Source organism: Mesorhizobium sp. WSM3879 (assembly GCF_002294915.1).
GTDB lineage: Bacteria > Pseudomonadota > Alphaproteobacteria > Rhizobiales > Rhizobiaceae > Mesorhizobium.
Window position 1 is genome coordinate 60,060 of the sequence record NZ_NSFZ01000001.1, and the last position, 13,117, is coordinate 73,176.

General features: G+C 63.2%; 14 protein-coding genes. 5 read left to right on the top strand and 9 right to left on the bottom strand.

What is annotated here, in order from left to right; genetic code table 11:
• The first annotated feature begins 48 nt into the window (after positions 1-48).
• Positions 49-618 carry a methylated-DNA--[protein]-cysteine S-methyltransferase gene (locus CK218_RS00315; RefSeq protein ID WP_095777376.1) on the top strand — a complete coding sequence of 190 codons (570 nt, stop codon included), beginning with the start codon at positions 49-51 and terminating at the stop codon, positions 616-618.
• A 20-nt stretch (positions 619-638) separates the two neighbouring features.
• Here the strand turns inward: CK218_RS00315 and CK218_RS00320 are convergent, their stop codons facing one another.
• On the bottom strand, positions 639-968 hold the full coding sequence (locus CK218_RS00320) for a hypothetical protein (RefSeq protein ID WP_095777375.1): 330 nt from the start codon (positions 966-968) through the stop codon (positions 639-641).
• A gap of 273 nt (positions 969-1,241) precedes the next feature.
• Here CK218_RS00320 and CK218_RS00325 point away from each other — a divergent pair, with 273 nt between their 5' ends.
• A complete protein-coding gene (locus CK218_RS00325) occupies positions 1,242-1,454 on the top strand; it encodes a cold-shock protein (RefSeq protein WP_066994534.1) in 213 nt (70 codons plus the stop codon).
• A gap of 276 nt (positions 1,455-1,730) precedes the next feature.
• Here the strand turns inward: CK218_RS00325 and CK218_RS00330 are convergent, their stop codons facing one another.
• The 3 genes from CK218_RS00330 to CK218_RS00340 all read right to left on the bottom strand — a co-directional run bounded on the left by CK218_RS00330 (position 1,731) and on the right by CK218_RS00340 (position 4,203).
• A complete protein-coding gene (locus CK218_RS00330; RefSeq protein WP_095777344.1) occupies positions 1,731-2,345 on the bottom strand; it encodes a glutathione S-transferase family protein in 615 nt (204 codons plus the stop codon).
• An 86-nt stretch (positions 2,346-2,431) separates the two neighbouring features.
• Positions 2,432-3,307, bottom strand: coding sequence for an EAL domain-containing protein (locus tag CK218_RS00335; RefSeq protein WP_095826543.1), 876 nt, complete (start codon positions 3,305-3,307; stop codon positions 2,432-2,434).
• The gene (locus tag CK218_RS00340; RefSeq protein ID WP_095826544.1) at positions 3,304-4,203 is read right to left on the bottom strand and encodes an EAL domain-containing protein; all 900 of its coding nucleotides are present in this window, start codon (positions 4,201-4,203) and stop codon (positions 3,304-3,306) included. Before CK218_RS00340 ends, CK218_RS00335 begins: the two co-directional genes overlap by 4 nt.
• 205 nt (positions 4,204-4,408) lie before the next feature.
• Here CK218_RS00340 and CK218_RS00345 point away from each other — a divergent pair, with 205 nt between their 5' ends.
• On the top strand, positions 4,409-5,611 hold the full coding sequence (locus CK218_RS00345; RefSeq protein WP_066994522.1) for a pyridoxal phosphate-dependent aminotransferase: 1,203 nt from the start codon (positions 4,409-4,411) through the stop codon (positions 5,609-5,611).
• 59 nt (positions 5,612-5,670) lie between these two features.
• On the opposite strand, the gene CK218_RS00350 is transcribed toward CK218_RS00345, so the two are convergent.
• Complete coding sequence (locus tag CK218_RS00350; RefSeq protein WP_066994518.1) at positions 5,671-6,066, bottom strand: cupin domain-containing protein; 396 nt, start codon at positions 6,064-6,066, stop codon at positions 5,671-5,673.
• A 273-nt stretch (positions 6,067-6,339) separates the two neighbouring features.
• Between CK218_RS00350 and CK218_RS00355 the strand changes: the two genes are divergently transcribed.
• Complete coding sequence (locus CK218_RS00355) at positions 6,340-8,391, top strand: elongation factor G (RefSeq protein ID WP_095826545.1); 2,052 nt, start codon at positions 6,340-6,342, stop codon at positions 8,389-8,391.
• 822 nt (positions 8,392-9,213) lie between these two features.
• On the opposite strand, the gene CK218_RS00360 is transcribed toward CK218_RS00355, so the two are convergent.
• Entirely contained in the window at positions 9,214-10,110 is an 897-nt protein-coding gene (locus CK218_RS00360) for a LysR family transcriptional regulator (RefSeq protein ID WP_095826546.1), read from the bottom strand.
• A 72-nt stretch (positions 10,111-10,182) separates the two neighbouring features.
• Positions 10,183-11,157 carry a thioredoxin-disulfide reductase gene (gene trxB, locus CK218_RS00365; RefSeq protein WP_066994509.1) on the bottom strand — a complete coding sequence of 325 codons (975 nt, stop codon included), beginning with the start codon at positions 11,155-11,157 and terminating at the stop codon, positions 10,183-10,185.
• A gap of 217 nt (positions 11,158-11,374) precedes the next feature.
• Here trxB and CK218_RS00370 point away from each other — a divergent pair, with 217 nt between their 5' ends.
• The gene (locus CK218_RS00370) at positions 11,375-11,851 is read left to right on the top strand and encodes an Lrp/AsnC family transcriptional regulator (RefSeq protein ID WP_066994506.1); all 477 of its coding nucleotides are present in this window, start codon (positions 11,375-11,377) and stop codon (positions 11,849-11,851) included.
• A 68-nt stretch (positions 11,852-11,919) separates the two neighbouring features.
• Here the strand turns inward: CK218_RS00370 and CK218_RS00375 are convergent, their stop codons facing one another.
• A complete protein-coding gene (locus CK218_RS00375; protein ID WP_095826547.1) occupies positions 11,920-12,552 on the bottom strand; it encodes an HAD family hydrolase in 633 nt (210 codons plus the stop codon).
• Positions 12,545-13,117 (bottom strand): SIS domain-containing protein, encoded by a 573-nt coding sequence (locus CK218_RS00380; RefSeq protein ID WP_095826548.1) that lies wholly within the window; start codon positions 13,115-13,117, stop codon positions 12,545-12,547. The genes CK218_RS00375 and CK218_RS00380 overlap by 8 nt, the downstream gene beginning before the upstream one ends.

Below are 13,117 nucleotides of genomic sequence, written 5' to 3' on the forward strand. Positions count from 1 at the left end.
GTACTGGAGATGTACCCGTTTTTCGCAGTTTGCGGAAAGGAGCGCACCATGGAAAAGGCATTGCCAATCACGGCCGGCCACGCAGTGTTAGAAACAGTGATCGGCTTCATGGGCGTCGCCTGGAGCGAAAAGGGCCTGATCCGGCTCTGCCTGCCCGAGCGTAGCCGCGAAGCGGTCGAGCGCCGCCTGTTTCGCCATGCCGGAGTCTCCACCTCCACCGAACAGCCGCAATGGGTGGTCGAACTGATCGCCTCGATCAAGGCCTATGCGGCCGGGGAGGATGTCGATTTCTCCGGCGTGCCGGTCGATCTCGACGGCGTCGACGATTTCCGCCTCGCCATCTATGACGCTGCGCGCAAGCTCGGCTTCGGCGAGACCACCACCTATGGCGAACTGGCCAAGCGGGCCGGCCATGCCGGGCTTGCCCGCGAAACCGGTGCAGCCCTCGGCGCCAATCCGGTGCCGCTGGTCATTCCCTGCCACCGCATCCTTGCCGCGGGGGGCAAGATCGGCGGCTTCTCGGCTACTGGCGGCTCCGCCACCAAGGAGAAGATGCTGGCCATGGAAGGCGTGCGGGTCGGTCCGCCGCCGGCCGCTCAGGCATCATTCGCGTTCTGACACAGCTTGCCGAAAGGACTCTAATGGCGTGGGAAGATCCGCCGTCGGAAATGCCGGTCGAAGTCCGGCCGTTTGCAGATATAGACGGGGCAGGATTTAGTATCGGCGCTCGGCACATAGGCCCGCGCTCTCACCTCGCCCATGTTGCAGAAGCGCTCGTCCCGCACATAGCGGTCATAAAGCGGCAGACCCGGCACGCGCGTCGACTGATAGCGCAGGATGACCGCGCCCTGCCTGGCGATCGTCGCCCGCACGCGGTCGCAGCTCATGCGCGTCGGGTCGTAGCGCGAGACGGCCTGCGCCTCGGCGGCCACCAACATCAGGCAGGCGGCAAGCAGAATTTTCCTCATGATCTTCTCCCGCAACAGCAAGCGTATCTTCCCTCCACAACGCATCCCCGGCTGCAAACCTTCCAAGCGCAGTGGGCTCCGTTGGACGCTATCGCGGCACATGCCGGTAACGCCATCTTGTTTTCGTTCGCGAACCATACTATATCCGGCGCATTGAATTTGGCCGATCGATCGGGCCGCGATCTTCGCGTTTGCTGACGTCTATCTCCAAAATTTCGATACCACCGGCCGGGCTTTGGTCCGGTCAAACGAAGCAAATGTGAAGGACTCTACATGGCAACTGGTACGGTTAAGTGGTTCAACGCCACCAAGGGCTACGGCTTCATCCAGCCCGACAATGGCGGCGCGGACGTTTTCGTCCACATCTCCGCCGTCGAGCGCGCTGGCATGACCACCCTCGTTGAAGGCCAGAAGATCAGCTTCGAGATCGAGCAGGACCGCCGCACCGGCAAGTCCGCTGCTGGGTCTCTGAGCAAGGCAGCCTGATTTGGCGCTGGCATTTTGCAGCCGGGCGTGATCGCCTGGCATTGCACAATGCGCCTAGTTAGCGACGCGCACCGGGCGAGAGCCTGGAGCGGGCGGCAAGTCACGGATGTACTGACGGTCGTGCGATAAGCGCGCCGGAGCGAAAGGACCCGACAAGCTGGAACAGCAGATAGCTGCCGGCCCGGCCCAACGCTCCCGATCAGGCTACCGGCATAGGAAGGCGGGCATTGTCCCGCCTTTTTTGTTGCTTAGATTTGGAAACGGCGTGGGGAAGAACTAGATTGGCCCAACCCACTCGATCGGCACGTGCCTCTTGTCCGTCTCGACCCGCTTCAGCCACTCCACCACGGCCGGATAGGCGTCGAGCTGGAAACCGCCCATCTCGGCGGTGTGAGTGTAGGCATAGAGCGCAATGTCGGCGACGCTGTAGATGCCGCCGGCGAAAAAGGCGTTCTGCTCCAGATGTTTGTTCATCACGCCGAGCGCCTTGTTGCCGCGCTCCAAGGTCAGCGCCAACCGTTCCGGCGTCGCATCCTTAGCCCTCTCGGGAAATGTGAGCAGCGCCTTGCGCACCGCGATATAGGGCTCGTGGCTGTACTGCTCGAAGAACAGCCACTGATAGGCCAGCGCCCGCTCATATCTGTCGGCCGGCAGGAAGCGCGTGCCTTCGGCGAGATAGAGCAGAATGGCGTTGGATTCAGCGATGCGTCGGCCGTCGTCGAGCTCGAGCAGCGGCACCATCGCGTTGGGGTTCTTGGCGACATAGTCGGCCTTGCGCGTCTCGCCGGTGTGCGAGCTCACTTCGATGCGGGTGAAGGGAATGCCGAGCTTTGCCATCAACAGACGCGGCTTGTAGCAATTGCCGCTGTCGATCATGTCATAAAGGATCATGGCCCTCTCCGCGCGCGACGAACGATCGGCAGCCTCTAACTCGCCTGTGCGGAGTTCATCCAGTGATTTGTTTTTGAGTGAAAGCATCAGCGGCGCTGATGCAAAGGCACTACCTTGTTGTCCATGCCGAGCAGCGCATCGATCGCCAGCGGCTCTTCGTTGAAGATGGTGCCGGCGAGCGCCGGGCGGGCGAGGTGATATCCTTGCAGGAGGTCGACGCCGCCATCGAGCGCGACGCGCAGATGCGTGGCATGCTCGATGCCCTCGACCAGCACCTTGGCGCCGCGGTCGTGCAGCGTCGAAACCAGCGGCCGGAAGAACCGCTCGGCGGCGGCATGGCGGCAGAACTCGGCGAACCAGCCGCCGTCGATTTTGACGATGTCGGGCGACAGCAGGCTGATGCGCGCTTCGGTCGAATGTCCGGTGCCGAAATCGTCGATGGCGATGCGGACACCGTCACGCCTCATCTCGCGCACGAGGCGGGCGAGCACATGCTCGTCGGCTGCCTGCTCGGTGATCTCGCAGACCAGCATGGCCGGCTCGAGGCCGAAATCGCCGAGATGCCTGGCCATCAGCCGGATCTCGGCGAGCGCCCGTCCGAGATGATCGTTGATCATCGGATTGTAGTTGAAGAACAGGGTAAGGCCATCGACGCCGATGTTGCGGTAGTTGCCGAGATGCAGCATCCGGCACATCGTCTCGACGAACAGACGGTCCTTTGCTGCAACGCTGTCGAAGAAAACTTGCGGCGCAACGGGCGTCGCGACGCGGCGCGGCTCGATCAGCGCCTCGACGGCGACGGGTTGCAGCGATCTGCCACGCGGCGCGAAGATCGGCTGGTAGGCGCTCCACAGCCGGAACTCGCCATAGACGCCGAATTGAAGGCCGATCTCGTCTTCGAAGATCGCTTCGGCGATACTTCGCCGCCTTTCGGGGCGCCGCCTGTCGGGCCGCCCGATCATGGCGTCACCTTGCGCCCAAACGCCTTGGTTGGGCGAGCTGACACCACCGGAGCGGGACTGGCGGCCGCTGTCGTTTTGCCCTGCCCGGGCGCGGGCGCCTGCACACTCTTGCCGAAGACGCGAAGACTGGTCGAGGCCAGCTCCGGCCGGGCAAGCACATAGCCTTGCACCATTGACGCCCCGGATTTCTCGGCGAGCTCGAGCTGCCAGCCTTCCTCGATGCCTTCGAAAACCGTGCGGATGCCCTGATTTTCGAAGCTCGTCACCATCGTCGTCAGCAGCGCGAATCCGGCCCCGGACTCCATCAGCTGCGTGATCCAGTTGGCGTCGAATTTGACGATGTCCGGCCGCAATTCCTTGATGCGGTTGATGTCGGATTCGTCGGCGCCGTAATCGTCGACGGCGATGCGGAACCCGTTGGCGCGCAGCGCCTCGACGAAGCTGTAGAGCGTTTCCTGCGAAGCCGATTTCTGCTCGGTGACCTCGCACACGATACGGCGCGGGTCGATACCGGCCTCGTGCAGCACCAGCCGCATGTCGCGCAGCGCCTTGTCGACGATGGCGCGGTCGGTGAACACCGACGGATCGAAGTTGACGAAGATCGACGCCTCTTGCGGCAGACAGCCGCCGGCGTTGAGCAGATGCAGCGTCCTGGTCAGCGCCTCGATGTGCAGCCGGTCGCCTGCGGGGCAAGTGCCGAAGAAGCTCATCGGCGATTGCGGCTCACCGTCGCGGAACGGGCGGATAAGCCCCTCGAAGGCGACGAGCGAAAGCTTGCCTCCATCGAAGGCGAAGATTGGCTGGAAGGCGCTCTGCAGCGTGTAGATTCCCCAGACACCGCTTGAGGTGCCGTCATCATGACGGATGATATGGGCAAGCCCGATGCTGCGCGACAAAGGTCCCTCGCTCCGCAGAGTAAGCGCAATTCGATCTGCCATCCTGCCAGCCAAGGGTTTACCGCTCGTTGATGAATTTATAGTTGCCGCTCACGCCACCTTGACCTCTGGATCATCCGACAATGCTTGCGCTTGGCCCGATGATGCGACATGAGAGGCGCCGCGGCCGCTCCTGGCCGCGCCCTTCTCTTGGAGACGCTCTGTCATGGCCTTTCTTGCCGACGCCCTTTCCCGCGTGAAGCCTTCCGCGACCATCGCGGTGACGCAGAAAGCGCGTGAGCTGAAAAATGCCGGCCGTGACGTCATCGGCCTCGGCGCCGGCGAGCCGGACTTCGACACGCCCGATAACATCAAGAACGCGGCGATCGAGGCGATCCGCCGTGGCGAGACCAAGTACCCGCCGGTCTCCGGCATCGCGCCGCTGCGCGAGGCGATCGCGAAAAAATTCAAGCGCGAGAACAACCTCGACTACCGACCGGAGCAGACCATCGTCGGCACCGGCGGCAAGCAGATCCTGTTCAACGCCTTCATGGCGACGCTGAACCCCGGCGACGAGGTCATCATCCCGCGCCCCTATTGGGTGAGCTACCCGGAAATGGTGGCGATCTGTGGCGGCACGTCCGTCTTTGCCGACACCTCGATCGACAACGGCTTCAAGCTGACGGCTGAGGTGCTGGAAAGGGCGATTACGCCGAAGACGAAATGGCTGCTGATGAACTCGCCGTCCAACCCATCGGGCGCCGCTTACACCGAGCGTGAACTCAGGGCCCTGGCCGACGTGCTGCTCAAGCACCCGCATGTCTGGACGCTGACCGACGACATGTATGAGCACCTGACCTATGGCGACTTCGTCTTCAAGACCATCGCCGAGGTCGAACCGAGCCTCTACGAGCGCACGCTGACCATGAACGGCGTGTCGAAGGCCTATGCCATGACCGGCTGGCGTATCGGCTACGCCGCCGGCCCGGTGCCGCTGATCAAGGCAATGGACATGATCCAGGGCCAGCAGACTTCCGGCGCCTGCACCATCGCGCAATGGGCGTCCGTCGAGGCGCTCAACGGCCCGCAGGACTTCATCGCCAAGAACAAGGCGATCTTCCAGGGCCGGCGCGACCTCGTCGTGTCGATGCTCAACCAGGCGCGCGGCATCTCTTGCCCATCGCCGGAAGGCGCCTTCTACGTCTATCCGTCCTGCGCTGAGCTGATCGGCAAGAAGACGAAGGCCGGCAAGGTCATCGACAATGACGAAGCCTTCTGCTCGGAGCTGCTCGACGCCGAAGGCGTTGCCGTTGTGTTCGGATCGGCCTTCGGCCTCGGCCCGAACTTCCGCATCTCCTACGCAACATCGGAGGCGCTGCTGGAGGAAGCCTGCACCCGCATCCAGCGCTTCACTGCGTCGCTGACCTGATCGGCAAGGCCGCAATCCACAAAAACCCGGCTTCGCGCCGGGTTTTTGTTGGACGGCAATCAGCCGCCATACTGTTCGTCGGAGACCGCCTCGAGCCACTCGGCATGGACGCCGTCCAGCGCTTCCTGCATGGCGACATGCGTCATCGTGGTCTTCGGCCCGGCGCCGTGCCAGTGCTTTTCGCCCGGCGCGAAGGAGATGACGTCGCCGGCCCTGATCACCTCGATCGGCCCGCCCCACGTTTGCGCAAGCCCGGCGCCGGCCGTGACGTAGAGCGTCTGGCCGAGCGGGTGCGTGTGCCAATGCGTGCGGGCGCCCGGTTCGAAACTGACCAGGGTTGCCCTCAGCCGCGCCGGCGCCTCCTTCTCGATGATCGGCGTCTGCAGCACCTTGCCGGTGAAATACTTTTCAGGCGCGATGATCGTCGGCACGCTGCCGCACGCAATGATCTTCATCGTAGAAACTCTCAAATCGTTAGGGACTGTCCGCCGCAGCGGGAGGTCAGTTTCTTGCTATATGGCGACCGACGCAATCGCCTTTGAGCGCTTGAGCCACCGGGCTGTTCGAAACCGAGCACAAAACCAAAGCCGGCGCATTTCCTATTTTCCTTGCCCTCTCCGCTAACCCGTGTGACGATGGCCTTGGCAGGTGGTGAGCAACAACCCCGCCCGCGACGGCTGAACAGGCCGGCCGCCGCTCCCAGGGAAACGCCTGAGTGGAGGTCAGCCATGGGTAATCGCGCCGGAGGACGACGCACGGGACCGAAATGCATCGCCATAGTCGGTCCCTTCGCAAGCGGTAAGACGACACTTCTCGAAGCTATCCTCGCCCGCACGGGCGCCATTCCCCGCCAGAATCCCGTCTCATCGGGCAACACGGTTTCCGATCATTCGCCAGAAGCCCGCGCCCACGCCATGAGCGTCGAGGCGACCTTTGCCACGACGGAATTCATGGGCGAGCAGTTCACCTTCGTCGATTGCCCCGGTTCCATCGAGTTCGCCTTCGAGGCGGAGCCGGTGCTTGCCGCCTGCGATGTCGCCGTGGTCGTGGCCGAAGCGGACGAAAAGAAGATACCCGCGCTTCAGCTCATCATGCGCAAGCTCGACGATCTCGGCGTGCCGCGCATCCTGTTCCTCAACAAGGTGGACAAGGCGGTCGCCGGCGTGCGCGAGACGCTAAAGATGCTGCAGCCGGCCAGCTCGGCGCCGCTGCTGCTGCGCCAGATTCCGTTGCGCAAGGATGGTGTCGTCATCGGCTCGATCGATCTGGCCTTGGAGCGCGCCTATGTCTACCGCGAATATGCCGAAAGCCAGGTCGCCGAGATTCCGGACGACGACAAGGCGCGCGAGCTCGAGGCACGGTTCTCGATGCTGGAGACGCTGGCCGACCATGACGACCAGTTGATGGAGCAGTTGCTGGAGGAGATCGAGCCGCCGAAGGACGCGATCTTCGATGACCTTGCCGCCGACCTGCGCGCCGGCTCGGTGACGCCGGTGCTGATCGGTACCGCCGAGAAGGGCAACGGTGTGCTGCGCCTGTTGAAAGCTATCCGCCACGACGCGCCTGACGTCGAGGCGACGCGCAAGCGCCTTGGCGCGCCCGATGGCAGCCAGACGGTCGTGCAGGTGATGAAGACCATCCACACCGCGCATGGCGGCAAACTGTCTATTTCGCGTGTGCTTTCCGGCCAGGTGGCCGACGCAGCCGAACTCTTCCTCTCTAGCGGCGACACGACGAAGGTCTCCGGCATCTACAAGATGCTTGGCAAAGACCAGTTGAAGCTGCCGTCGGCCAAGGCTGGCGATACCGTCGCGCTCGGCAAGCTCGACAATGTCAGGACCGGCCAAACGCTGAGTTCGGCCAAAGGCGGCATCAGGCCGCTGATCGCCCTGGAGCCCCCGCAACCGGTGTTCGCATTCGCTTTGCGCCCCAAGGAGCGCAAGGACGAGGTCAAGATGTCGGCAGCGATCCAGAGGCTAGCCGAGGAAGACCCCTCGCTCAGCCTGCACCACAACCAGGACTCCGCGGAGACCGTATTGTCGGGCCATGGCGAGATGCACCTGCGCGTCGTGCGCGAGCGGCTTGAAGGCAAGAACCAGATCCCGATCGATGGCCATTCGCCGGCCGTTCCCTATCGCGAGACGATCCGCAAATCCGCGCAGCAGCGCGGCCGCCACAAGAAACAGTCGGGCGGCCACGGCCAGTTCGGCGACGTGGTGATCGAGATCAAGCCGCTGCCGCGCGGCACGGGTTTCCAGTTCACCGACACCATCACCGGCGGCGTCGTGCCAAAAACCTACATCCAGTCGGTGGAGACCGGCATCCGCGACTATCTGAAATCCGGTCCGCTCGGCTTCCCGGTGGTCGATGTCGCCGTCAACCTTTCGGATGGCTCCTATCATGCGGTCGACTCGTCCGACATGGCCTTCCAGATGGCGGCCAAGCTGGCGATGAAGGAAGGCATGGCGGCCTGTTCGCCGGTTCTGCTGGAACCGATCATGAAGGTCGAGATCGTCACGCCTTCAGATGCGACTTCGAGGATTATCGCTTTGATCCCGCAGCGGCGCGGCCAGATCCTTGGCTATGACGCGCGGCCCGGCTGGCCGGGCTGGGACGTGGTCGAAGCGACCATGCCCCAGGCCGAGATCGGCGACCTGATCATCGAGCTGCGCTCGGCGACGGCAGGCGTCGCCAGCTACAAGGCCGTCTTCGACCATATGGCCGAGCTGACCGGGCGCCTCGCCGACGAGGCGATGAACGCCAACGGCAAGGCCGCCTGATCGGATCTTGTTGAAGACGCGAAAACGGCGCCCGGATCGTCCGGGCGCCGTTCTTATTGCGGACTGTCTTCCTTGGGAGGCAACGGCAGGTCCGCCGCATCAGGAAATGGATCGGACGCGGTAGCTGCCTGAGCCCGGCCTGTCCGAGTGATGCCCCCATCTCCCGGACCGACCAACCGCGTCCTATGATCTACCTAATCGATAGAGTGCGTCTGCGACATGTTACCCGATGTTACATGTCACTGTTACGCGGGCCGCGCGCACGCATTTCTGGTGTCGGCGTGACTTCGGCGCAACAAAAAAGCCGGATCAATAAAGATCCGGCTGAGTTTGATTGGAAGTGCCGATTAGGGCTAACCTCCAGAGGGGAACACTCGAGGGCGCTAATGGGAGGAGAACGCGCCCTGGAGATGAACTATATATGTGCTCATCATGCTCAAGAAACAAGCATCTATTTTGCAACACACGCATGCAAAAAGAGGTAGGCTGTGGTCAAATCCGTCGCGAGAACCGATAGGACCAGAAAAAATCGACGAATCCAGAGCCGTTCCGGACTGAAAGCGATCGCTGATATGCAAACCGGGTCAGATTTTGGTGCCGAAATACGCTAAATTCACAATGATGCAAACTTGGGCTGGTCGCGTTTATTTCTGCGGCAGGAGAGCCCGATGCGAACTTTTGCGGCAATTGCCGGCAGCGCTGTGTTCTTTGTCTCCGCCCCGGGCGCACTGTCTCCGGCTGGCTGCCCCACGCCATGGCGCGCTTAAGTCCCGGTCGTGGGCCAGGTCAGGCCGGCACCACCCGAATATCGGCAGGTCCCTGCTAGTAGGACCAGCTGCGCGCCTTGGCGATGATGAAATCGCGGAACACATGCAGCTTCGCCTGATTCTTCATCGCGTCGGGATAGGCGAAATAGGTGTCGAAGGACGGCACCTCGGTATCGGGCAGCAACTGGACGAGGTTCGAGTCCTTGTTGATGACGTAGTCGGGCAGCATGGCGATGCCGGCGCCGCCCTGGACCGCGCGCTTGATCGACAGGATGTCGTTGATCTGCAGCGTCGGCACCCTTTGCCCGCCCTCGAAATCGCCGACCGTCTCCAGCCAGTTCAGCTCCGACAGATGCGAGGGCACCGGCACGCCGAAGGTGACGATCCGGTGGTTCCTGAGCTCGGCGATCGAGGCCGGTTTGCCGAACTTCGCCACGTAGGAAGGCGACGCATAAAGGTGGAAATGCACCGTGAACAGCCGGCGCTGGATAAGATCCGGCTGCTGCGGCTGGCGCAGGCGGATGGCGCAATCGGCTTGGCGCATGGTGAGGTCGAGCTCCTCGTTGGCGAGGATGAGCTGCAGGCTGATCTCGGGGTAGAGCTCGATGAATTCCTGCACGCGCTCGGTCAGCCAGCCGGCCCCGAGCCCCACCGTTGTCGTGACCCTCAGCACGCCGGACGGGCGATCCTTGGTCTCGGTCAGCCGGGACTTGATCGTCTCCAGCTTCATCAGCACGTCATGTGCCGTGCGGAACAGCATCTCGCCCTGCTCGGTCAACACGAGGCCACGCGCGTGGCGATGGAACAGCGCCACGCCGACGTCATGCTCGAGCGCGCTGACCTGCCGCGAGATCGCCGACTGCGACAGGTGCAGCGTTTCGGCGGCATGGGTAAACGACCCAGCCTCTGCCGCAGCGTGAAACACGCGTAGCTTGTCCCAGTCCAGCGCCATGATTCCCCTCGTGTTGCCTTTGGCGTCTGAATGAAAAATCAGGCTTTTAAACGGCTTTTTTCAGCCGATCGATTATTCCGCCGCTTCGCGGTGAACCTCGATCCCCGCCAGATATTTCTCCGCCTCGAGCGCGGCCATGCAACCGAGCCCGGCAGCTGTAACCGCTTGCCGGTAGACATCGTCGGTAACGTCGCCGGCAGCGAAAACGCCAGGAACGTCGGTACGGGTCGAATCGGGCGCCGTCCACAGATAGCCGTTCGGCTTCTGCTTCAGCTTGCCGATGAAAAGCTCGACCGCCGGCGCATGGCCGATGGCGACAAAGACGCCATCGACCTGCAGCCGCGACACTTCGCCCGTCATCACATTGCGCAGCTTCAAGCCGTCGACCGAAGGCGGCAGCGGTGCCTTGCCCGGCTGCCCGGTGATCTCGTCGACGACGGTATCCCAGATGATGCGGACATTGTCCTTCTTGAACAGCCGCTCGCGCAGGATGCGCTCGGCGCGGAAATCGTTGCGGCGGTGAATGACGGTGACGCTCTTGGCGAGGTTGGCGAGGTAGAGCGCCTCCTCCACCGCCGAATTGCCGCCGCCGACCACGGCGACATCCTTGCCGCGATAGAAGAAGCCGTCGCAGGTGGCGCAGGCCGAGACGCCGAAGCCCATGAAGGTCTGCTCGGACGGGATACCCAGCCACTTGGCTTGCGCGCCGGTGGCGATGATCAAAGCGTCGGCGGCGTAGACGGTGCCGGAATCGCCGGTGGCGCGGAACGGCCGCACGTTGAGGTCGACCTCGGTGATGATGTCGTTGACGATCTCGGTGCCGACATGCTCGGCCTGCTTGAGCATTTGCTCCATCAGCCAGGGGCCCTGGATCGGATCGGCGAAGCCCGGATAGTTTTCGACGTCGGTGGTGATCATCAGCTGACCGCCCTGCTGCAGGCCGGCGACAAGCATCGGCTTCAGCATGGCGCGGGCGGCATAGATCGCCGCGGTGTAGCCGGCCGGCCCGGAACCGATGATGAGAACGGGCGCGTGTTTGGTGTTCATGAAAAAGTCCCCTGCGGCGCGAAGCCGTGGTTTGTTGCCGGTAATGTAAGTGCTGCCCGCCAAGCCAGCAAGGCAGCTTGGCCTTCGTCCCCGGAAAGCTTCATAGCGGTATACAGGGCCATATCGCAGCCAGTTGCAGAAAATCATCGCAAAGGGATGGCCTCGCGCGCGAAACCAAATTACAAAATCGCGAAAGATTCTTGCGCGAAAGCCGATCATGCCGCTCAAAGCCGATCTCGACGCCATCGACTGGAAGATCCTGCGAGAGCTGCAGAGTGACGGTCGTATGACCAATGTCGAGTTGTCCGGCCGCGTCGGCATCTCGGCGCCGCCTTGCCTGCGCCGCGTCAGGCGACTGGAAGAGGCCGGCATCATCCGCGGTTACCGTGCGCTCCTCAATGCGCCGGCGCTCGGCATGGATGTCGTCGCCTTCTGCCTGATCGGCCTGCACCATCAGGCCGACGCCGAGCTCAAGGCTTTTGCCGAGCGGACGAGGGGCTGGCCGATCGTTCGCGATGCCTGGATGGTGTCGGGCGAGTCCGATTTCCTGCTGCATTGCGTGGCAAGCGACCTCGGCACCTTCCAGACCTTCGTCATCGAGGAGCTCGCCTCGGCGCCCAATGTCGACACGGTGCGCACCGCGCTGACCATCCGCCGGGTCAAGGACGAGGGGCTGGTCGCCTTTCCGGCTTAATGCGCCGGCTTCCGATGAAGCCGCTGGAAAAACAGCGATTTGGCGATCAATCTTGAATCAATCCGCGATCAGAGCGACCGTATCGCGGTCAGCAGGCTCTCTAGGTCCTGCGCCCCGCGCAGCGGCAAAACCGAAAGCCCGCCCATCGCCATGGCTTCACCATCGACAAGCCAGCCGCGCTCCAGGCCGGCGCGCTGGCCTGCTTCCATGTCGGCCGGCTTGTCGCCGACGATCAGCGATCGCTTGAGATCGAGGCCGAGGCGGCGCCCTGCCTCGAGCAGCATGCCCGGATTGGGCTTGCGCATCGCATGATCGGCGATCGCCAGCGGGCCCGAGCCGGCCTCGTGGTAGGCGCAGGCCAGCACCATGTCGACGGCTGCGTTCTTCTCGGCAAGCAGTTCGAGCACCCGCTGATTGACCCGGGCGAAGGCGTCCCAGCCAAAATAGCCGCGCGCGATACCGGACTGATTAGTGATGAGGATGACCGGAATGCCGCGCCGATTCGCGGCTTCTATGGCAGTCGCGATACCGTCGCGCAGCACCATGGCGTCCGGATCGTCAGGATAGCCGGTATCGATATTGATGGTGCCGTCACGGTCTAGAAACAGTGCCGGCAGGCCAGCCGCAAACGCCTTGGCGCCAATCCGCTCGATCCACAGGCCGGGCTCGACGAGCGGAAAATCCCCTTCGCGGTCAGCCATTGCTGAGACGCGCTTCGACCGCCTCGCACAGGTGGTGATAGAGGCAGAGATGCCCCTGCTGGATGATCGGCGTCGAGCTCGACGGCACGTTGAGCAAGATGTCCGTGAGCGGCTTGAGCTTGCCGCCGGTGTCGCCGGTGAGGCTGATCACCGTCATGCCCATGGCCCGCGCCTGCTCGGCGGCGGCAAGGATGCTCGGCGAATTGCCGCTGGTGGAGATGGCGAGCAATACCGCGCCTTCCGACCCATGCGCCTCGACCTGGCGTGAGAAGACGGTGTCGAAGCCGTAATCGTTGCCCCAGGCGGTCAGCACCGCCGCATTGGCCGGCAGCGCGATGACATTGTAGGCCTTGCGCTCTTTAAGGAACCGGCCGACCAGTTCGCCGGCGATGTGGATGGCGTCGCTCGCCGAGCCGCCATTGCCGCAGATCAGCAGCGCCTTGCCGTGTGACAGCGCCTTCACGACCGCGCTCACCGCGCGCTCCATCTCGCCGGTGAGATCGCGCTCGACCATTGCCGAGATCGCCGCCGCGGAGCGGACCAGATAGTCGTTCAGCTCGGACAT